General features: G+C 56.4%; 18 protein-coding genes. 5 read left to right on the top strand and 13 right to left on the bottom strand.

What is annotated here, in order from left to right; all coding sequences use genetic code 11:
* Positions 1-69 precede the first annotated feature (69 nt).
* From HZB23_09535 to rpsB, 11 genes are all read right to left on the bottom strand, one after another.
* Complete coding sequence (locus HZB23_09535; protein ID MBI5844895.1) at positions 70-1,620, bottom strand: AIPR family protein; 1,551 nt, start codon at positions 1,618-1,620, stop codon at positions 70-72.
* Positions 1,621-1,717: 97 nt separating this feature from the next.
* Positions 1,718-2,020, bottom strand: a complete 303-nt coding sequence (locus HZB23_09530; GenBank protein ID MBI5844894.1) for a helix-hairpin-helix domain-containing protein — start codon at positions 2,018-2,020, stop codon at positions 1,718-1,720.
* Positions 2,021-2,045: 25 nt separating this feature from the next.
* On the bottom strand, positions 2,046-3,203 hold the full coding sequence (locus HZB23_09525) for a 1-deoxy-D-xylulose-5-phosphate reductoisomerase (protein MBI5844893.1): 1,158 nt from the start codon (positions 3,201-3,203) through the stop codon (positions 2,046-2,048).
* Between the two features lie 232 nt (positions 3,204-3,435).
* Entirely contained in the window at positions 3,436-4,260 is an 825-nt protein-coding gene (locus tag HZB23_09520) for a phosphatidate cytidylyltransferase (GenBank protein MBI5844892.1), read from the bottom strand.
* A gap of 189 nt (positions 4,261-4,449) precedes the next feature.
* Positions 4,450-5,553, bottom strand: a complete 1,104-nt coding sequence (locus HZB23_09515; GenBank protein ID MBI5844891.1) for a hypothetical protein — start codon at positions 5,551-5,553, stop codon at positions 4,450-4,452.
* A gap of 34 nt (positions 5,554-5,587) precedes the next feature.
* Positions 5,588-5,971: a DUF1566 domain-containing protein gene (locus HZB23_09510; protein ID MBI5844890.1), complete on the bottom strand. Its 384-nt coding sequence runs from the start codon at positions 5,969-5,971 to the stop codon at positions 5,588-5,590.
* Between the two features lie 94 nt (positions 5,972-6,065).
* The gene (locus tag HZB23_09505; GenBank protein MBI5844889.1) at positions 6,066-6,746 is read right to left on the bottom strand and encodes an isoprenyl transferase; all 681 of its coding nucleotides are present in this window, start codon (positions 6,744-6,746) and stop codon (positions 6,066-6,068) included.
* 67 nt (positions 6,747-6,813) lie between these two features.
* Entirely contained in the window at positions 6,814-7,371 is a 558-nt protein-coding gene (gene frr / locus HZB23_09500; GenBank protein MBI5844888.1) for a ribosome recycling factor, read from the bottom strand.
* A 274-nt stretch (positions 7,372-7,645) separates the two neighbouring features.
* Positions 7,646-8,365: a UMP kinase gene (locus HZB23_09495; protein ID MBI5844887.1), complete on the bottom strand. Its 720-nt coding sequence runs from the start codon at positions 8,363-8,365 to the stop codon at positions 7,646-7,648.
* 1 nt (position 8,366) lies between these two features.
* The gene (tsf, locus tag HZB23_09490; protein ID MBI5844886.1) at positions 8,367-8,966 is read right to left on the bottom strand and encodes a translation elongation factor Ts; all 600 of its coding nucleotides are present in this window, start codon (positions 8,964-8,966) and stop codon (positions 8,367-8,369) included.
* 276 nt (positions 8,967-9,242) lie between these two features.
* Positions 9,243-10,076 (bottom strand): 30S ribosomal protein S2, encoded by an 834-nt coding sequence (gene rpsB / locus HZB23_09485; GenBank protein MBI5844885.1) that lies wholly within the window; start codon positions 10,074-10,076, stop codon positions 9,243-9,245.
* A 317-nt stretch (positions 10,077-10,393) separates the two neighbouring features.
* Between rpsB and HZB23_09480 the strand changes: the two genes are divergently transcribed.
* Positions 10,394-11,338: a DnaJ domain-containing protein gene (locus HZB23_09480; GenBank protein MBI5844884.1), complete on the top strand. Its 945-nt coding sequence runs from the start codon at positions 10,394-10,396 to the stop codon at positions 11,336-11,338.
* Between the two features lie 84 nt (positions 11,339-11,422).
* On the opposite strand, the gene HZB23_09475 is transcribed toward HZB23_09480, so the two are convergent.
* Entirely contained in the window at positions 11,423-11,986 is a 564-nt protein-coding gene (locus tag HZB23_09475) for a hypothetical protein (protein ID MBI5844883.1), read from the bottom strand.
* 158 nt (positions 11,987-12,144) lie between these two features.
* On the bottom strand, positions 12,145-14,589 hold the full coding sequence (locus HZB23_09470) for a copper-translocating P-type ATPase (GenBank protein MBI5844882.1): 2,445 nt from the start codon (positions 14,587-14,589) through the stop codon (positions 12,145-12,147).
* A gap of 152 nt (positions 14,590-14,741) precedes the next feature.
* Here HZB23_09470 and HZB23_09465 point away from each other — a divergent pair, with 152 nt between their 5' ends.
* The 4 genes from HZB23_09465 (at position 14,742) to HZB23_09450 (ending at position 20,552) form a co-directional block, all read left to right on the top strand.
* Positions 14,742-15,413, top strand: coding sequence for a rubredoxin (locus HZB23_09465; protein MBI5844881.1), 672 nt, complete (start codon positions 14,742-14,744; stop codon positions 15,411-15,413).
* A 311-nt stretch (positions 15,414-15,724) separates the two neighbouring features.
* Entirely contained in the window at positions 15,725-16,837 is a 1,113-nt protein-coding gene (locus tag HZB23_09460) for an FAD-dependent oxidoreductase (protein ID MBI5844880.1), read from the top strand.
* 221 nt (positions 16,838-17,058) lie between these two features.
* On the top strand, positions 17,059-17,868 hold the full coding sequence (locus HZB23_09455) for a 4Fe-4S binding protein (protein ID MBI5844879.1): 810 nt from the start codon (positions 17,059-17,061) through the stop codon (positions 17,866-17,868).
* A 53-nt stretch (positions 17,869-17,921) separates the two neighbouring features.
* Positions 17,922-20,552: a HAMP domain-containing protein gene (locus tag HZB23_09450; GenBank protein MBI5844878.1), complete on the top strand. Its 2,631-nt coding sequence runs from the start codon at positions 17,922-17,924 to the stop codon at positions 20,550-20,552.
* Positions 20,553-20,613 lie beyond the last annotated feature (61 nt).

Below are 20,613 nucleotides of genomic sequence, written 5' to 3'. Positions count from 1 at the left end.
GACATGCCCGGAAATTGGTGAAATTCGGCCTTCACGTACAATAATCGGCGATCAAAGCTATAAAACCATTCAAATTCGCCTTTCCAGGATCGTCAAGGCAGAGAAACTTCGAAAATTGACACCCCCAAGACCATGAAAACAGGTGTGTAACGAAGGCGTCACGGATTCAGGATTGTTCTTATCTGTCGATGAAAGACTATGCGTATTTAAAAAAAGATCGGTTTTTTTCATAAGTTCAGTGCAAGTACGATATATTTCGATTGGGTATGTTGGGTTGAACAGTTTAAAATATTCTTCATCTCTCTTGATTAGCGATGAAGGACGTGCCCTGGCCATATCCGGTTGCTTTAGAAGCACTGCCATAACTGCTTGTGCAATCTGAGGTATACTGATAATGCGATTGATCGGTTTGCCTTCGTTTTTATAAAAATTTTTTCTGCGATCATAATATAGCCCTAAAGGTTTTAGATATTCTTCAATGTTTCTGTGTATCTTGTCAGTAGCTCTTAGCGAGGCTGGCGGTATAGTTGTCTGGCTATTGGTCGCTTTGATAATTCGGTCCCTACTTTCAGACTGATTTGGTACAATGACGCGCACCAATAGGTTTCTGTTCTCTTTTTCTGTGTTGCATATTTTAAAATAGTTGGCAATTTCTGTTGAAGTTTGCAGGCCATTAACAATCTCTGGATTTTCGATGGTTAGAGCTTTACCGCTTTGGGTAGCCTTACTTGATAGAATGGTAATCCCATTATTCAGCCACCAGAAGTCTTCACATGGCACTGAGTTTAAGGATGCTTGAATCTGTTCATTTACTTCTGTTTTACCCTGGTAGTCCCTGACATTAGCCTCAAATATATATCTTATTAAATGCCCTTGTGCGTCAGTAATAAATTTAAAAAAATCTTTAAGGGATACCAAGCATACAAATGCTACGGCACCCGTTGAGGAAATTGGATTCTCTGAAAGGTTAAGTTCATATGATGTGGTAGGTGTTCGCCATGCCGATTGAAGCAATTCAGACGCGTTAAGGAACTTGAATTTGAATTCGGCTGAGGAGAAATGGTTTTTTACTGTGCTCTCAAGCCGAGTGATTTTTCGCTGTACGTTTGGATGAACCTCATCGCCTTTCGTGGCATAAAAATAGTTCATGTGGAGTTGGGGGAATTTGGACGCAAGGGATTGATATATATCTCTAAATCGCTCAATAGCCACAAGCAGGCTCTCATTATAAGCTGTTTTAAGGTCAGAAGTCGGCTTAGATAGGTCAAACAAATCTTCCGTAGTCGAGATCAGTTTATCAATCGCAGTCTCAGAGAACCCAGTGCTCGTTTTGCATTGAATAATATATAGTTCGATGGTGATATTCTTTTTCGCAGCAGAAAAGTCACTATCTTCTTGGATTAACTCGCCATTCACGAATGAATAGAAGGCGTCAATACCTCCATCTCCACTGCCACCTGTATTCCCCGCTTCAATTTCATCATAAGAAAGGTCATAATCCTTAAGGATCTGTTCTGCAGTGAAAATTTCAAAATAATACGCTTGGGTAGCTGTTGGTGCAAGTTCTTGACGCTTTTGCTCTAAAACCTGATCAAGAAGTATCCTTTGGTTGCTTGCCATTTTATCATCCTATATTTGGGTAAATTTGCTTCTTTATTAGGATATTATAAATGTATCAAATTTGCCACAATAAGTCAATATCGATGGATTTTCATGGTCAGGTGATACCGCACTTTTTAAGGTTCTCATCCGACCAGTTCCACCACTTCAGAAGTTCCGGGTCGGGCGGGGAATTTTCGTTAAAATGGTCGCCGGAATGTTCCGCGAAATGGACGGCGCAGCGGAAGACGTAGAGTACGCAGCGGTCGAGTTTCCCGCCCGAAAGCTCGCGCAGTTGATCATAAAGTTCCTGGGGGTCGCGCCCTCTAAGATCGGCCACTCGGCTGATTCCGAGGCGTTCGAGGTCCGCCGCGATGCTTTTTCCCACTCCGGGAATAATTTCCAGCTCACTTTTTTTCATCCCGCCGTTCCCCGTGAACAATGATTCAGGAAAAGTTTTTGATGCGGCTCTCGGTTTCCAGGCGGGTTTTTTGGTCTATAGCCAGGATTTCCGTAAGGCCCGGAGCCGAAACCGGGACGTGGGCGCAAAGGGCCTCGTCGATAAGGGCCGGAATGCGGGTGAAGCCGATGCGGCCCTGAAGAAAGGCGGAAACCGCCGTTTCGTTTGCGGCGTTCAGCACCGCCGGGGCCGCTCCGCCCGCTTTCAGGGCCTTGAAGGCAAGCGGAAGGCAGGGAAAGCGCACGGTGTCCGGTTCCGAGAAATGAAGCGCGCCAAGGGCCGCCAGGCTTAAGGGTTCAGGGGAAAGGGGCAGGCGTTCGGGATAGCTTAGGGCGTAGGCGATGGCGCCCTTCATGTCGGGCGGGCCCAACTGGGCCATGAGCGCCCCGTCGTGGAAGGCGACAAGGGAATGGACGATGCTTTCCGGGTGCACCACCACCCTTATCTTTTCTGCGGGGACGTCGAAAAGCCAGCGGGCCTCGATGACTTCCAGGCCCTTGTTCATGAGGGTGGCCGAATCCACGCTGATTTTGGGGCCCATTTTCCAGGTGGGGTGATCGAGCGCCCGGGCCGGGGTGACGTCCCTTAGTTCGGCGGCGGAAAGATTGCGGAATGGCCCTCCCGAAGCGGTGAGAATGAGGGCCGAAAGGGCCTTTCTGTCCTGGCCCAGAAGGCACTGGAAAATGGCCGAGTGCTCGGAATCAACAGGCAGGATGGATACGCCCAACTCCGCCGCCCGTCTCATGACAATGGAACCCGCCATGACAAGGGTTTCCTTGTTGGCGAGCGCCACGGTCTTTTTGGCCTCGATGGCCGCAAGGGTCGGAAGGAGCCCGGCTGCCCCCACCATGGCGGAAAGCACGACGTCGGTTTCATCGAGGGACGCGGCCTCTCGATAACCCTCCTGGCCCCACAGTATCCGGGTTTTGCCTTTGGGTATCAGCCGGGTGAGCTTTTCGGCGTGCTCCTGGTCCTTCACTGCGGCGATCAAGGGGGAAAATTCCCTCACCTGTTCGGCCAAAGCCTCCACGCTGGTGGAGCAGGCCAGGGCCGCCGCCCGGAACCTTTCGGGAAAGCTCCTCACCACCTGGCAGGCGTTTTTCCCGATGGACCCGGTGGAACCCAGGATGCTGATATTTTTTATGATGTCAGCCAAATCTTAATCCTAATCGCCAAATCCGGGCTCAAGCACCTTGCTTTTAAATTCGCACGATGCTGCAAGCGGTTTGAAACCGATGATATGCAAGGAAGGCGAGCCAAAAATGAGGGAGCGTACCCGCCCAAGAAATCGCAGAGTTCTTGGGCTAAATGAGGATGTTTGTACGTGACCGATTTTTTGGTGATGCCTGACACAGCAGATCGCGGTTTCAGACCGCTTAAAGATATGTATGAATTAGCTGAAAGCAGTAAACCACCGGTCCCGTAAAGAGCATCCCGTCAATCCGGTCCAGCATTCCGCCGTGGCCCGGAAAGAAAATCCCGGAATCCTTCACCCCGCAGGAGCGCTTCATCATGGACTCGAAAAGGTCGCCCATCTGGGTGGCGACCGCCGCGCACACGGCCAGCGCAACGCCCAAGGGCCATGAAAGCTCCGGCATCACGAGGAATTTGAAGGCCGCCACAACCACGATGTCGGCGGCTATGCTTCCAAGGGAGCCCTCGACGGTCTTGGCCGGGCTTATCTTGGGGATGAGCTTGTGTTTGCCGAAAAAGCGGCCAGCGTAAAAGGCCCCGGTGTCGGAGATGAAGGCAAGGAAAAGCGTGAAAAAGAGCCAGGTAACGCCCCGGTTGCCCGTTCGGATGAGGATGAGGGCGGCCATGAGGCTTGGGATGTATAAAATGGCCACGGCCTCGACGGTGAGCTTCTCGAAGCCCGGCTTGCCCCGGTTGTAGCCAAGAAGGGCGCGGGCGGAAAAGGCGAGAAAGGTCATCCACAGGGCCATGAACATGCCCTCGAAGGAACCGGCCAGGGCCGAGCCCAGGATCAGGGCGGAAAGGCCCACGGCGAGCCAGTATCCGAAGTCCTTGTGAGGGGCTTTAACGTTGCAGAAAAGGTTGTGGTACTCCCACAGGGCCAGCGCGGTGACCAGAGAGGCAAGCGCGCAGACTGCGTAAGCGGGTGCCTTGAGAAAGAAAACCACGAGAACAGGGACGACTATGGCCACGGTGATCCAGCGCCGGGCATGGGCGGAAGGGGGCATTATCATTCCTTTACAGGCTGTCGAAAAACGCGATCCGGCAGTGTTCGCACTTCAAAGCCAATTCCGTCACGTGCATTAAGTACGAGTGACTCTGGGCTTTTCGCACTCCTTGCACTTCATCGCCAATATTCAGAATGGTATCCAGGCTGCGTATATAGCCTTTTTCAACGGGCTGTTAAATGGCTGGAATCATTTTATGCGGCAGCGCATGGAGCCGTCGCACACCACCACGCATTTTTCCTCAAACATTCCCTTTTGGCGCGAGCAGCCCTTTACGCCCTTGACTCCGCAGGCCTTTTCCCAGGCCCAGTCCACCCCGCGCCCGTCGGCACTTACGGAAACCCTGTATGCAAGGTCCGCGCCATCGTTGACAAGCTGGAATACGATCCGGTTTTCTCCGGGCTTGAGATAGGCGTTTATGGAGGTTTCGCCTGAATCGTCGTCGATCCCGCTCAGGATTTCCTGGTCGTTTACAAAGGCGTAGCCGTAATCGTCTATGCCGCTCATCCTTATGGTGTAGGCGGGGGATGACGCCTGCATGACAAGGGCCTTGTCCATCATTTCGCCGTAAACCCGCTTCACCGCCACGGTCATGGGCTTTCCGCTTATGACCGAAAGGGTGGCCTCCTTCCGGCCTATCTTCTCGAAATCATTGGATGCGCCGAAGAGCATTACCAGCTCGTCCCTGGCCGCATTGAATTTGGCCGAGTCGGTGAAAAACATGCGGAAGGTCGCGCCCCTGCACTCCACGACCCCCCCCAGAAGGAAGACCTCGCCGTCAGCAGAGTCGGCGGCCCCGGCAAGGGCTTCGAGATAGGATTCCGAAAGAAGGGAGAGCGCAATTTTATCGGTGTGGAATTCCTTCCCGGCGTCTTTCACCGTCACCCCGGTGAGGCTCATCAGGACGTCGGTTATGCCAGCGCGGTCCAGGACGGCCTGGGCTCTTGCGGAACCGGCCCCGAAAAGCCCGGCCAGTTCGCCGGATTTTAAAAGGATGTTGGTGGAAAGGGTGTTGAATCTGTTGGGCTTGGCGGAAACCGGAATGATGGCGGGCGGCGGCTCCATCATTTCCACGCCCTTTGCCGACGTCCGGGCTATGCTGGCGGGCTTTAAGTCAAAGGGGCCGGGCAGGGTGAGCTGAAAACCGGATCGGGAAAGCTCGGCTGACACCTTGGACAGATTAACGGCCATACTGCGGGAATCTGTGCCGGAAGGGCCGAAGGCCGACGGGTCGCAGGAAGCGGCGAGAACCGTGGCTGCGAGAACCATGAAAATGAACCGAGACCTGCGCATGGCTCCTCCTTGGGTCAACCGGGGCGTTTTCGTTTCAATCTGGCTTGTCGGAGTTACGGACGGCAATGGCCCGGAACCCGTGGGAGGCCGACTTGGTGCTCCAGTCCTCGGCCTCATGGGTGAAAAAGTAGGCCCAGGCCGTTGTCGGGCCCTGCTCCTGGCCGCTCCACACGTACCAGGCCGAGAGCTTGAAAATCTTATAGATGTTGGACGGCTTGTTTTCAAGGTCCAAAAGGCTTTGAAGCTCCTTGATGGTGGGAAGCCGCCATTTGAGGCCCCTTGTGGTCAGGTTGGACGCCCATGCCCTGGCCTGGTTGAAGGACATGTTCTTGTCCGGCCCCACGACCCAGAAGAGCTTTTCCAGCACATCCTCTATTATGCCATCATCGGATACGAAAAAACGATCCTTGGCTTTCATGATCCGTCAATCTTGGGAAGATAATGAAAAAAGTCCGCCTTTGCAAGCCGGAACGGGAGAAGCCGCAAGAAAGCAAGGGCATTCCGACTTTCGGCTACAACTGGTCGCCGGTCATGCCGAAGCGGCGCTCGCGGGTTCCGTAATCCTTCAGAATGGAGACGTATTCGTCCCTGCCGAAATCCGGCCAAAGCGTGGGTGTTATGAAAATTTCCGAGTAGGCTATCTGCCAGAGGAGGAAATTGGAAATCCTCATCTCTCCGCTGGTGCGTATGAGAAGATCGGGGTCGGGGATGCCAAAGGTGTAGAGGCGTCTGGTTATTTCAGCATCATCGACGTTTTCCGGGTCGAGAAGCCCGGCCTTTACATCGAAGGCTATGGATTTCATCGCCCTTACGATTTCCTCGCGGCTGCCGTAGGAAAGGGCCAGGGTCAGCACCATGCGGCTGTTGCGGGCTGTGGCTTCAAGGGTTTCGTCGATGACTGAGCGGACGTTTTCGGGAAGGCGGTCAATCTGGCCGATGATGTTCAACCGGATGCCGTTTTCCAGCATCTCGTTCTTTTCGGATTTCAGAAAGCGGGCCAGAAGCATCATCAGGGCCGCGACCTCGGCCTTGGGCCGCTGCCAGTTTTCGGTGGAAAAGGCGTAAAGGGTGAGATACCCGATGCCGATCTCCCGGCTGGTGCGCACTATGGCCCTTACCGTGTCGGCCCCCCTTTCGTGGCCGTTGGTCCGGGCCAGGAGGCGCTTCTTGGCCCAGCGGCCGTTGCCGTCCATTATGACGGCAACGTGCCGGGGAAGCCGCAGGGGGTCGAGACCGAAGCTTAGGGCTCCGGGTTTTGGCTCAGAACTCAAGGATTTCCTTTTCTTTCTTGGAAGCGGTCTCGTCCACCTTCTTGATGTAGTCGTCGGTGATCTTCTGGATTTTTTCCTGGGCCTTGAAAAGATCGTCCTCGCTGATCTTGCCGTCCTTTTTCAGGGCCTTCACCACTTCGTTGGCGTCGCGGCGGATGTTTCTTATGGTGACCTTCTGATCTTCGCCGATCTTGCCCACGGTCTTGCACAGGTCCTTGCGCCGGGCCTCGGTGAGGGGCGGAATGGAGATGCGCACCACCTTGCCGTCGTTGGTGGGGGTAAGGCCCAAGTCGCTTTTTAAAATGGCCTTTTCTATCTCGTGGATTAAAGACGTGTCCCAGGGGGCGATGGTGATGAGGCGGCTTTCGGGGACAGCCACCGAGGCGGTCTGGGCCACCGGGGTGGGGGTTCCGTAGTAGTTCACCCTTACCCCGTCAAGAAGGGACAGGGAGGCCCGCCCGGTGCGGACGCGGTTCAATTCCTGGTTCAGGACAGAAAGGCCCTTTTCCATGCTCTCTTTGGTTTCTGCGTAAATTTTTTCCAGCATAAGTGCACCCCCTATCTCGATGGGTGGCCGGGAACGTGAACTTGCGGGGCTGTCCCGGTAACAGCCCCTGGCGGTAAAGAGGCTAAAAGTCTGTTGAAAAACTCCGATTTGACAGGCTGATGAAAAACGATGAAATGCAAGAAGCGCAAGAAACCAATAAAGGAGCGTACCCGCCCAAGAAATTGCAGAGTTCTTGGGCTAAATCAGGATGTTCGTACGTGACTGAAATTGGTTTTGATGCGCGACACAGCAGTTCGCGTTTTTCGACAGCCTGCTAGTCGTTGCCTATATAGGTCCCTATGGCCTGTCCGCAGATAATTTTTTTCACGTTGCCCTGGCCACTTAGGTTGAAAACCACTATTGGCAGGTTGTTGTCCATGGCAAGCGTTATGGCGGTCATGTCCATGACCCTAAGCTTGTTTTCCAGGACGTGCATGTAGGTGGTTTTCCAGATGGGCTTGGCGTCGCTGTTTTTTTCCGGGTCCGAGTCGTAAAGGCCGTCCACCTTGGTGGCCTTTAAAAGGATTTCCGCGTGAATTTCCTGGGCCCGGAGCACAGCCGCCGTATCCGTGGTGAAGTACGGGTTTCCTGTTCCAGCCGCGAAGATTACCACCCGGCCCTTGTCCAGGTGCCGCAAGGCCCGGCGCAGGATGTAGGGCTCGGCCACCTCGTGCATGGCTATGGCGCTCTGGATGCGGGTCTGGATGCCCTTTTTCTCCAGGGCGTCCGAAAGGGCGATGGAGTTTATGACCGTGGCCAGCATACCCATGTGATCGGCCACGGTGCGGTCCATGCCCAAAGAGCTCGATTCCACGCCCCGGAAGATGTTGCCGCCTCCGATTACAAGGGCGAGCTGGATGCCGAGATCATAAAGGCCCCGGATTTCGTCGGCCAGATAGGACAGGACTTCGGCTGAGATGCCGAAGCCCTGGTTACCCATCAGGGCCTCGCCGGAGAGCTTCAAAAGCACCCTTTTGTAGCGAGCTCCGCCCATGTTAGTCACCACCCAGGACGAACCGTGAGAAGCGGCGGACCGAGCAGTTTTCGCCGGTCTTTCCGATGAGCTGGGTAAGGTAGTCCTGAACCGAGATGTCCGGGTTCTTCACGAAAGGCTGGGAGAGCAGGCAGGAATCCTGGAGGAACTTCTTCAGCTTGCCCTCCACGATCTTGTCCGCCATCTTTTCGGGTTTGCCCATTTCCAGGACCTGGCCCCTGTAGATTTCCTTTTCCTTCTCGATTATGGCCGGGGAAACCTCCTCGGCGCTCACGGCCAGGGGCGCGGCTGCGGCGATGTGCATGGCCACGTCCTTGGCGAAGGCCAGGAATTCGTCGTTGCGGGCCACGAAATCGGTTTCGCAGTTCACTTCCACCAGAACGCCGATCTTGCCGCCCATGTGGATGTATGAATATACGACGCCCTGGCTGGTGGCGCGCCCGGCGCGCTTGGCTGCGGTGGCGAGGCCCTTCTTGCGAAGGAAATCCACGGCCTTCTCGTAGTCGCCCTCGCTCTGCGAAAGGGCTTCCTTGCAGTCCATCATTCCCGCGCCCGTGGCTTCGCGCAGTTTCTTTACATCTGCGGCGGATATGTTCGCCATGATTCTCTCCTTTGTATCGAGATCGGCGGGAGGGCGTTCAAGGCCCTCCCGCCGGGAAAATTGACGGATCGTTTCGAGGCTTTTTAGGGGCTGTTTCCGAAAAAAATTTGTGGCATCGAGGTTGTGAATTCGCCCCGCCGACTAGGCGCGCAACTGAGGAATACTTAACGTATTTCGCAAGGAGCGCAACACAGTCGGCGGGGATGAAGGCGCAACCGAATGCAAAAGTTTTTTTGGAAAAAGCCCCTAAGCGGCTTGTGTTGAAAAGAGGGCCTATCAGTCGTCGGAATCTTCGTCGCGCCTGGATGCGCCCTTCTTGCGGCTGACCACCGGGCCTTCGTCGTCGATGGCGCCCTTTTCGGCGGCGGCTTCGGCGGCGGCCATGTCATCGGAGGCCTTGTCGGTCTCGGCGGTGCGCCGTTCCGCGCAACGCGCCCGGCCTTCCACGCAGGCGTCGGCCACGCGGCCGGTGATGAGGCGGATGGCCCGGATGGCGTCGTCGTTGCCCGGAATGGGGTAGTCGATGAGGTCGGGATCGCAGTTGGTGTCAACAACGGCCACTATGGGGATGCCAAGGCGGCTTGCTTCCTTGACCGCGATGTCCTCGTTCTTGGGATCGATTATAAAAAGAGCGTCCGGGAGCTTGGTCATGCTCTTTATGCCGCCAAGGTTGGAATCCAGGCGCACGCGCTCCTTTTCGAGCTTTAGGGCCTCCTTCTTGGGGAAGCGGGCGATGGAGCCGTCCACGATGATGCTGTTTAAGTAATTCAAGCGGTCGATGCCCTTTTTCACGGTCTGGAAATTGGTCATCATGCCGCCCAGCCACCGGTTGTGGACGTAGTACATCTCGGCCCGGTTGGCCTCTTCGTAGACGGTTTCCCTGGCCTGCTTCTTGGTGCCCACGAAAAGCACGTTTCCGCCGTTTGCGGCGACGTCTGAAATGAAGTCGTAGGCTATGCGGAACAGGCGCACCGTTTTTTGAAGATCGACGATGTAGATGCCGTTCCTGGCCCCGAAGATGTAGGGCTTCATCTTGGGGTTCCAGCGGTTGGTCTGGTGTCCGAAGTGGACGCCTGCTTCCAGAAGCTCCTTCATTGTAACATGCGGCATGGTGTTCTTCCTTTCGGTTTTTTCCGCCGCAGCCGTTTTTATTCCGGGCGACCGCCGAATCGGCGGAACCTGCCCAACGGCTGCGTGAGATATGTCCTCTCTGAGATATTTCCAAAGAGGGCCGGGGTTGATTTGACTTTCCGCGAAGAATTATTCCCCGTGGACGTCAAACACTTTTGTATAGCAAAGGAAATTTCAAGGTGCAAGAATTTTGATTTGGGATTGTTTCTTTCCTTGTTTCTTTCTTTTGACAGGGGGGGCGCTTTGAAATAACGTAAAGTAGAAGGGCCTTGCGCCCGACCAATCCAGCGGAGGGAATGATGAGCTATTACAAGGTTCTGGGCGTTGAAAAAAACGCCTCGGACGACGACATAAAGCGGGCCTTTCGTAAACTTGCGATGGAATACCACCCGGACCGGAACCCGGACGACCCCGGGGCAAGCGAGCGCTTCCGGCAGGTGAGTGAGGCCTACGCGGTTCTTATGGACCCGGTGAAGCGCCGCCAGTACGATTTCGCCCACGCTGCGGGTTTCGACAGGCAGCGGCCCGGGGCGGGCTTTTCCTACACCCAGGAGGAGATTTTCAAGGACCTTTTCTCGAATCCGCACTTGAACAAGGTCTTCGACGATCTTTTCAAGGAGTTCGAGAAGGCGGGCCTTCGAAGCGACCCCAATTTTGTCAACCGCACGTTTTTTGCGGGCAAGGGCGGTTTTCTGGTAAACAGCATCTTCATGGTGGGAACTATCGGCTTGGCGCTCAGGGACGTCAACCGCGCGCTCAATCCCAAGCCAGGCCCGGTGAAAAAGCCAAGCCTTTTCGCCCGCATGGGCTCGAAGGCCTGGGAGCTTTTCACGAAAGCCGTAACTCCGGCCATTCCCGACCCGTCAACATCCGGAGCTGGGCAGGGAGCCGGAAGCGCCGCCCGGAACAGCGGCGGGACGGGCGCTGCCCCGAATACGGGCGCTGAAGCCGACGATTCAGGGACTTCGGCTGGCTCGAATGCTTCGGGAGATTCCCCGTCCAATGGCGGTTACGATCAATCCCTGGATGTTTCACGGGACCTGGTTCTTTCGAGGGAGGACGCCGACCGGGGCCTCACCGCCCGCATCACGGTGGACGAGGCCGGAGGGCCGGAGGTCCTCAAGGTCACGATCCCGGCCGGAATCACCACGGGCCGCCGCCTCCGCCTTCGCGGCAAGGGCCGCGCCTTGGGCGGCAACAGGGGCGACCTTTACCTTGTTGTAAGGGTGAGGGAAGCCTGAGCGGTCGGCATTGGTGACTGGTCAGTATACGCTCTACTATCCTTGGCGTTTACGTGTAATTGAAAACAGATTAGCTCTGCCTTCTTACACGATGATGGAAAACCCGAGATGATTCATACTGTTTAGGGTCATTCCCATGATGGTAAAGATATCACTAATAAAATCACGAGCATTTTTACCTCTAATTTCATAACAATTACGAGTTTTTGTGATAAAGAATAACGAATCGATAATATTATCTGACTCATTACGTCTAATATAATATATTGAAAGTGATTTAATATATGATTTGTTCTGAATTTCAAATATTGTTATAGTTAAAGTTGGCAATATTGGCATTGTTGTTTTAGACTTTGAGTTACCACAATTATAAGGGTTGAGCATAAAAGTTTTGCTATTTAAATAACTCAAAAAGTTAGTTTTTTCATCGTTATCTAATTCATATTGTGAATCAGTAAATTGGATCATTATTTTGATATTATTGTCAAAGCTTTTAATTAATTTTTCCATTTCAGCTATTGTAGTTTTTAATTGGGAATCATTAAAAATTAATTCTTTATTGTTAATAGGGATAATATTACTTGTAATAATATTGAAAAAATACATTGGCAATATAAATAAATTTAAAATATTTTTATATAGTATCATTATAATCCACCTTTCCACGCTTCCCCAACGTAAGCCTTATAAGAATAAACTAATAGGTTTATACCAACCAGTCAAGGTTCGGCTGCTCTCCGGCGATGAAGCTGCGCAGGGCGTAGACAAAGATGTCAAAGGAGGAAGTTTGAAGTTGAGGTTGGCTTCTACAGCCTCCTCCTCGAAAGCCTTAAGCTGTTCAAGACCACCGAGATGCTGGAAAAGGCCATGGCGGCGGCGGCGAGGATGGGGTGGAGATGGGCCAGGAATCCGGGGGTTCCGGGGATGAGGGCCAATACCCCGGCGGCCACCGGGATGAGGATTATGTTGTAGCCGAAGGCCCAGGCAAGATTCATTCTTATGGTTTTCATCACAGCCCGCGAAAGCCTTATTGCGCTCGCCACGGCGATGAGCTTGCCCGAAGACAGCACAGCCCCGGCGCTTTCCACGGCAACGTCCGTGCCGCTGCCTATGGCGATTCCAAGGTCCGCCTGGGCCAGGGCGGGGGCGTCGTTTATGCCGTCGCCCACCATTGCCACAACCCGCCCCTTTTCCTGAAGGCTCTTCACCGCCGCCGCCTTTTCATCCGGCTTCACCTCCGAAAGAACCTCGCTTATTCCAAGGGAGCCCGCCACAGCCCTGGCTGTCGTGGCGTTGTCGCCGGTGAGAAGAACCACGTGAAGGCCCATGTCCATAAGTTCCTTGACCGCCCGGGCCGCGTCGTCCTTCAAAGTGTCTGCAAGGGCTATGAGGCCGAAGAGCTTTCCGTCTTTGGCCACGGCCATCACGGTCTTGCCCTGGCTTGCGAGTTTTTCGGAAAGCTCCTTCGCCGTGGCCAAAGGCACTCCCGATTCGGCCAGAAAGCCCGGTTTTCCCACCAGGACCCGCGCCCCGTCCAGCATCGCCGTCACCCCGCCTGCGGCAACCGCAGCGAACTCGGAAGGCTCCAGAAGCGTCAGTCCCTTTTCCAGCGCCGCCGCCACCACGGCCCGGCCAAGGGGGTGCTCGGAGCCCCTTTCGGCGGACGCGGCCAAGGCCAGAAGCTCGTCCTCGCTCTCGCACAGGGGGCCGAAGGGGATGAGGTCCGTCACAGAGGGCCTGCCTACGGTGAGGGTGCCGGTCTTGTCGAAAACCACGGTGTCGGTTTTTTCCGCCCCCTGAAGGGCGAGGGTGCTCTTGAAGAGGATTCCGGCCCTGGCCCCGCGCCCGACTCCGGCCATGACGGCGGTGGGCGTGGCAAGTCCAAGGGCGCAGGGGCAGGCGATGACCAAGACCGCCACCATGCGGATGAGGGCCTCCACCGGGTTTCCGCCGAAAACCAGCCAAAGGATGAAGGTAAGGGCCGCCACCCCGATTACGGACGGCACGAAAACCGCCGCCACCCGGTCTGCAAGGGCCTGGATGGGGGCCTTGCCGCCCTGGGCCGCCCGCACCATCTCTATTATGCGGGAAAGCGCGGTGTCCGCCCCCACCCGGTCGGCCCGGAAGCGGAAATAGCCCGAAACCGCAAGGGTCCCGGCGGCCACCCGGTCGCCCTCCGCCTTGTCAAGAGGTATGGACTCGCCGGTCAGCATGGACTCGTCAACCGGGCAGCCGCCTGAAATTATTGTTCCGTCCACCGGGATGCGCTCTCCGGGGCGCACGGCGATTATGTCCCCCACCTTTACCTGGCTTACGGGGACCGTGGTTTCCTCCCCGTCCCGAACCACCGTGGCGGTGTCCGGGGAAAGGGCCAGAAGGCCCCTTATGGCCGCGCCGGTCTTCCCTTTGGTGCGGGCCTCCAGCATCTTGCCGAGTTTTATGAGGGTTATGATGACCGCCGAGGTCTCGAAATACACGTGTTGCCCAAGGGCCGGAAACACCAGCACCGAGATGGAGTAGAAGTAGGCAACGGACGAGCCCAGGGCCACCAGCACGTCCATGTTGGCGGCGCCGTTCTTAAGGCTCTTGTATCCCCCCACGTAGTAGTCCCATCCGGTGTAGAACTGGACCGGGGTGGCAAGGGCCAGAAAGAGGTAATTGACCCAGGCCGCGTGTGACCAGTGGCCTAAAAGACCGAAATCCCGGCTCATGGAAAAGACGAAAAGGGGCAGGGCGAAGAAGGCTCCCACCAGGAATTTTCCGGTCTGGTCCCTTATTTCGGCGGCCCTGGCCAGAGCCTCGGCGTCGCCGGGCGAGCCGCCATCCACGGTCTCCACCACGTTGAAGCCCGCGCCCCGCACCGCCGCGAAAATATCGTCAAGGCCCGAAACCGCAGGGACGTACTCCACGGAAAGGGTCTCGCCCGCAAAGTTCACCGAGGCCCTCAGAATTCCCTTCACCTTGCGGTTCACGGCCCTCTCGATTCCGGCGGCGCAGTTGGTGCAGGTCATGCCCGTCACGGCGATTTCGGCGCTTTTGGTCACGACATCGTATCCGGCCTTGCGTACCTTCTCCACCACGTCGGCCAGTTTCACCTGGGAAGGGTCAAAGGTGACGGCAAGGGTTTCGGAGGCGAAGTTGACGTCGGCCCCTATGACGCCCGGCAGTTTTCCCACAGCCCGTTCGATGTATTTGGCGCAGTTGGCGCAGGTCATGCCCAGAACCGGAATTTCGTAGCGCAGGCTGTCCATGTGGCCTCCTTCATATTTGATGGCACTTACTTCCTTGAATAAATAATACTTTATTGGTAAAAAGCAAAAGGCTTAATTTCCATGAAGGACACATCCCGCTTTTGCGGGGCCTTTTTCATCAGTCCAATTTATTTCAACGGGAGAGATCAGACATGAGAAAATGGGAGTGCACTGTATGCGGCTACATTCACGAGGGGGATGAGCCGCCTGAAAAATGCCCGGTGTGCGGAGCAGACCGCTCCAAGTTCGTGGAAGTGACGGAAACGGAGGCCCCAGCCGCCGAAGCCGCAGCCGAAATCGCCGGGCCCGCCATAGAAGCTGAATTCGTGTCGGATGAGTCAAGCCGCACCCTAAGCCCCGCCGAAGGCCCCAAGACCACGGCCCAGGCGCTTTTCGACACCGTAAAGAACCTCATGATACGCCACCACGCCCACCCCATACTTGTGCACATACCGAACGGCGTGGTTCCGGTCTCCTTCGCCATGGCGCTTCTGGCGGTTCTTCTCAAAAGCGACAAGTTGAGCTACGCTGTTGAGTTCAACCTTCTCTTCGTGATGCTTTCCATGCCCCTGGTGCTTTTTTCCGGGTACCTTGACTGGAAGAAGAAATACAACGGCGCTTTCACCTCGGTCTTCATAACCAAGATGGCCTGCGGCGGACTGGTGACCCTGGGAAGCGCGGTGCTCTATTTCTGGATGCTGAAGGACCATAACGTGCTCATCACAGCCGGAAAGTGGATGCCCTTCGTGGTCACCCACCTTGCGGTTCTGGGCGCTGGGGGAGCCGCCGGGTTCTTCGGCGGAAAACTGGTTTTCAGGGACTGATTTTATCCCGGTCCCGATTCATGTTCGCTTCAAGCCGGGGGGGGCGCGCCTTCCCCCGGCTCCGTCTTAACAGCCTGTCTAAAAACGCGAACTGCGGTGCCCGGCTTCAAAGCCAATTCCGCCACGTACGAACATTCTGATTTAGCCCAAGAACTCTGTGATTTCTTGGGCGGGTACGCTTGCTCATTGGCTTTTCGCGCGACGTGTTCATCGTTTTTATTCAGGCTTCGCGTTTAGCCTTTTTTTCATGTGGTTAAAAAGTTTTCCTCCGGTTTAAGCATCTCCGACAAAAAATATTGGAAGCGCAGCCCATGTCCCGTCATCTTGTTCTGGTGGGGGGCGGCCACGCCCACCTTACCACCCTTTTGAACACGGCGAAGCTGGTTTCGGCGGGTTTTAAGGTGAGCCTCGTAAGCCCTTCCCGACACCACCACTATTCCGGCATGGGGCCGGGAATGCTGGCCGGAACCTACGAGCCGGAACATATCCGCTTCGACGTAAAACGCATGGCCGAAACCGGCGGAGCCGTGTTCATCGAAGCATCGGTTGCGCGCGTGGACCCAAAAGGCCGGAAACTCCACCTCGATAACGGCCAAATCCTTCCCTACGACGTCTGCTCCATGAACGCCGGAAGCCGGGTCCCCTGGCGGGGAATCGACAAGTCCACTCCCGATGTCTTTCCCGTAAAGCCCCTGGAAAACCTCGCCGCAGCAAGAAAGAGGGTTCTCGACCTCCTTGAAACCGTTAAAAAACCTCGCTTCACCGTGGCGGGGGGCGGGCCTGCGGGCTTCGAGATCGCCTGCGCCCTGGCGCGCCTTGGGCGGGATTCAGGCAAGGGGGCGGAAATCACGGTTCTTGCCGACCCCGGCCTTCTTCAAGGGTTTCCGCCCAGGGTCCGGCGCTTGGGGGCGCGGGAGATGAACCGTTTCGGGATCAGGGTGGAGGAAGGAGCGAGGCTCGCTGCGGTGAACGGAGGAAGGGCCGTTCTGGATGACGGGCGGGAAATCCCGGCGGACTGCATTTTCCTCGCCTGGGGGGTGGAGCCTCCGGCATTTTTGAGGGAGTCGGGCCTTTTGGTGGACAAAGCGGGCGCTCTTTTTGTAAACTCTTTTTTACAGTGCCCGGAGCACCCGGAGATTTTCGGGGCCGGAGACTGCATCTCCTTTCTTCCCCGGCCTCTTGCAAAAGTGGGTGTTTACGCGGTTCGTCAGAATCGTGTATTATACGATAATCTTTTGGCCGCTCTTTCCGGCGGGCCGCTTTCCGCCTTTGATCCGGGCGGGCCGTACCTTCTCGTCTTCAACCTGGGGGACGGACGGGGGCTTTTTTTCAAGCGGGGCTTCGCCGCCACAGGAAAATGGGCCTTTGTTTTCAAGGATTATATCGACAGGAGGTTCATACGCCGCTTCGGAGGGGGCGTCTGACGCCCGTCTAAAAACGCGAACTGCTGTGTCAGGCTTCACGGCGCGGGTCGTCATGTACGAAAAGTACTATTCATCCCCGCGCCGTTCGCCTTCCTTGCATTTCATCGTTTTATCCAGGCGTTCTATACAGCTTTTTCATTGGACTGTTAGCCCCGCAAGGCGCGAGCCTGCAATCATTCGGTTAAAATTGGGCAGGAATTCCACTGCGATCAGGAGAAAGCATGTCACGACCCGACTGGCTCATCGGCTTCATCAAAAAGACCTTCATCCGCGATGAAAAAAAGATGGCTGCGGCCAAACTTCCCGTTTTCGGGCGGATCGTTGAGCATTTTCTTTTCGAGGGGGATCATTTGGTCTGCCTGCCACGGGACCAGGTGGTGACGGTGAACCAAAACGTGGAAGACCCCGGCCAGACGGTGCTTCCATCCGCCCTGGCCGATCATCTGATCGACAAGGCCGAACACCTTTTCCTCATGGATTTCTGCATTTGCCGCACCAGCATGGAGTGCAGGGATTACCCCGTGAAGTACGGCTGCCTTTTCATGGGCGAGGCCACCCGTGACATCAATCCGGGCTGGGGCCGCTTCGTCACCAAGGACGAGGCACGGGCGCACCTGGCCCGGTGCCGTGAGGCCGGGCTCATCCATTTTGTGGGAAGGAGCAAGCTCGATACGGTCTGGCTCGGCATCGGCCCCGGAGAGAAACTCCTCACCGTATGCAACTGCTGCCCCTGCTGCTGCATTACGCGCGGCCTTCCCTACGTGGGCGAGCGCTTTGCCGGAAAAATCCACAAGGCTCCGGGCGTTAGCGTTTCGGTGGGCGAGGATTGCATCGGCTGCGGCTCATGCGTTGACGCGTGTTTCGCCCACGCCATAACCCTGTCGGACGGCAGGGCGGAAATCGGAGACGAATGCAGGGGCTGCGGAAGGTGCGTCGAGACCTGCCCACAAACGGCCATAAGCCTTACTGTGGACCCCGCCCTTTTTCCGGGCAGGCCGGAGGAGCACATACTGAACCTGGTGGACATATGACAACAAGGTTGCCCGGCGCCTCCGGGTCGGGTTTTCTCTGAAAAGGAAAAGCCATGACCATCCGACGCAAAACCGCTCTCGTGCTTGTGGCGGCTTTCTGCGTTCTTGCCGTGGTGGAGGCCCTGTTTCTGTCCAGGGTCGTCCTTACCAGCTTTTCCGCGCTTGAGGCGGAAGACGCGGCCAGGAACATGGAGCGGGTGATCCGGGCCATAGAGAGCGAAACCGGTCACCTGGCCGCAGTGGCCAGCGACTGGGGGGCATGGGACGACACCTGGCGTTTCATGAAGGACCGCAACAGGTCTTACGTGGAATCGAACCTTCTGGAAAACACCTTTTCCACAACCGGGGCCAACCTGATCTATTTCGTCGATACGGAAGGGCAGGTGGTGTGGAGCGGCATATTGACCCCGGAGGATCACTGGATACCGTCCCTTAACGAGTTCCCCGAAAAGGCCCTTCCAAAGGATCACCCCCTTCTTTGCCCGCAGTGGGATGATGATTCGCCCGCCATGCCCGGCGCTTCCCGGTCCGGCGTATTGAACACCCAGAAGGGTCCCCTCATTGCGGCTGCCCAGCCCATTGTCACCAGCAACGACAGCGGGCCTTCCAGGGGCACCATCATCATGGGAGCCTTTCTGGATGACCGGGCGGTGAGGCGGATTTCGGAACAGACACGGGTGAAATTTTCCGTTCTGCCGGGCAGCGCAGTTTTCGGAACCGGCCCTGATCCCAAGGCCGAGACAATAAAGGCAGGGAGCCGAAGCTACACCATATCCCGCACCGGCGCAGACAGGCTCGTGGTGGAAACCCGGCTTCCGGACCTTGGCGGAAAAAGGGACTTCTTTCTTACCGCAGAGCTTGACCGCAGCCTCCACCAGCGCGGCATGAGGGTCCTGGCCTTTGCCCTTTTTTTCACCCTCGCCGCTTTTCTGACCTGTTTTGCAGCCATAGTGATCCTCAATCGAAGGGTCGTGCTGTCGCCCATAACCCGGATAAGGGACCACGCCCTTCTTATAGAAGGCGAAGGCGATCTTTCGGCCCGGCTGAACATGAAAAGGAAGGACGAGATAGGAGCCCTGGCCAGCGCCTTTGACAGGATGGTGGAGAGGGTGGAGGAGATGTCCGGCGATCTGGCCCGCGCCAACCAGGCCCTTTCGCTGGACATCGAGCGGCGGGAGGAGATGGAGGAGACCCTACGCCGGGGAGAGGAGTACGTAAGAAGCGTCTTTCAGAGCATGAGGGACGAGATACTGGTCATAGGCCCAGGGCTTATCGTGGAAGACGCCAACCGGGAAACCCTGGAATCGCTCGGAATCAGGCGCAGCGAGGTCAGGGGCCTGGCCCTTGGGCGGGTGTTCGGGGATTTCCTGCCCCACTGCGACTTTGCAGAGGAATGCGGAAGGGTTGCCGAGGTGTTCGATACCAGCCAGCCCCATTCCTGCCGCCTCACGGTCAAACACCCGGAAGGCGCGCTTTTCCTGGACGCCCTGTTCTCGCCCATGCCCGGCCCGGAGGGAAAGGTCGGGCGCGTGATAGCAGCCTTCAGGGACGTCACCTTCGAGGAAAACCTTTCCCGCAAGGTGGCCGCCATGCGCAAGATGCAGGCGGTGGGCGCACTTGCGGGCGGGGTGGCCCACGAGTTCAACAACATCCTCATGAGCATGTTGCTGAACATCGAATACTGCCTGAAAAAACTTCCGCCCGAAGACTCCTCCTACGACGCCCTTGCCATGTCCCTGGAAAGCGGCAGGCGGGCGAGGGACCTGATACGGGAGCTTCTGTCCTTCAGCAGGGGGGCCGCCGACGCGCCCGCCGTCCTTTCCGTGTCGCCGGTCATCAAGGAAACCATCAAGATCATTCTTTCCACGGCGGGTCGGGACATACGCATCGGCTTTGAAAAAACCATCAAAAACGACAGGGTGCTGTCAACCCCTTCGGCCATCCAGCAGGTGACGGCCAACCTTTGCAACAACGCCCTGTGGGCCATGAGGGACAAGGGCGGCGAGCTTTTCGTGAGCCTTGCCACCGCCGAAGAAAAGGACGGAGGGGACGCCTTCCTGTGCCTCGTTGTTTCGGACAACGGCCCCGGAATGCCCCAGGAGGTCATGGAGCGCATATTCGAGCCCTTCTTCACCACCAAGAACCCAGGAGAGGGCGCGGGCCTTGGGCTTGCCGTGGTACACGGCCTGGTTAGCGAGATGGGCGGCTTCGTCAAGGTTGCCTCAAAGCCCGGCGCGGGGACCACTTTCCAGGTTTTCCTTCCCTTGGCCAGCGAGGAAGGGGCCGGGGCCGAACCTGGCGAACTCAACGGCGGCGGCGCGAACATACTTCTGGCCGAAGAGGACGGCGACCTGGGCCATTCCATGTACCGGCTTTTAACCGGCATGGGCCACTGGGTGAGCCTGGAGCGAAACGGCGACGAAGCCCTGGCAAGAATCCTCGCAGACCCTTCGGCCTTCGACGTGATAGTCGCCTCCCATGCCCTGCCGTTCCTTTCAGGTCTGGCCCTGGCAAGGGAACTTAAAAGGCGGGGCCTTTCAATACCGGTGATTCTTTTGAAAGGCCCGGACGCCCCCCCGGCCCCGCCCGGCCTTGACGACGAAAGCGTAAGCATAATCGCCCAAAAACCCATATCGGTCATGGAACTTGAACGCCTTGTGGTGTCAGTGGTGAAAACCCCTTAAAAAGGCCCTTGGGCTTATACCTGGGATATCTTGGGAAAAGTGTTGACCTTTTTGTCGTTAT

It is taken from the genome of Deltaproteobacteria bacterium, assembly GCA_016235345.1.
Lineage (GTDB): Bacteria > Desulfobacterota > Desulfobacteria > Desulfobacterales > Desulfatibacillaceae > JACRLG01.
The sequence above is the reverse complement of the archived record's forward strand: the minus strand, read 5'-3'. Positions and strand labels throughout refer to the sequence as shown.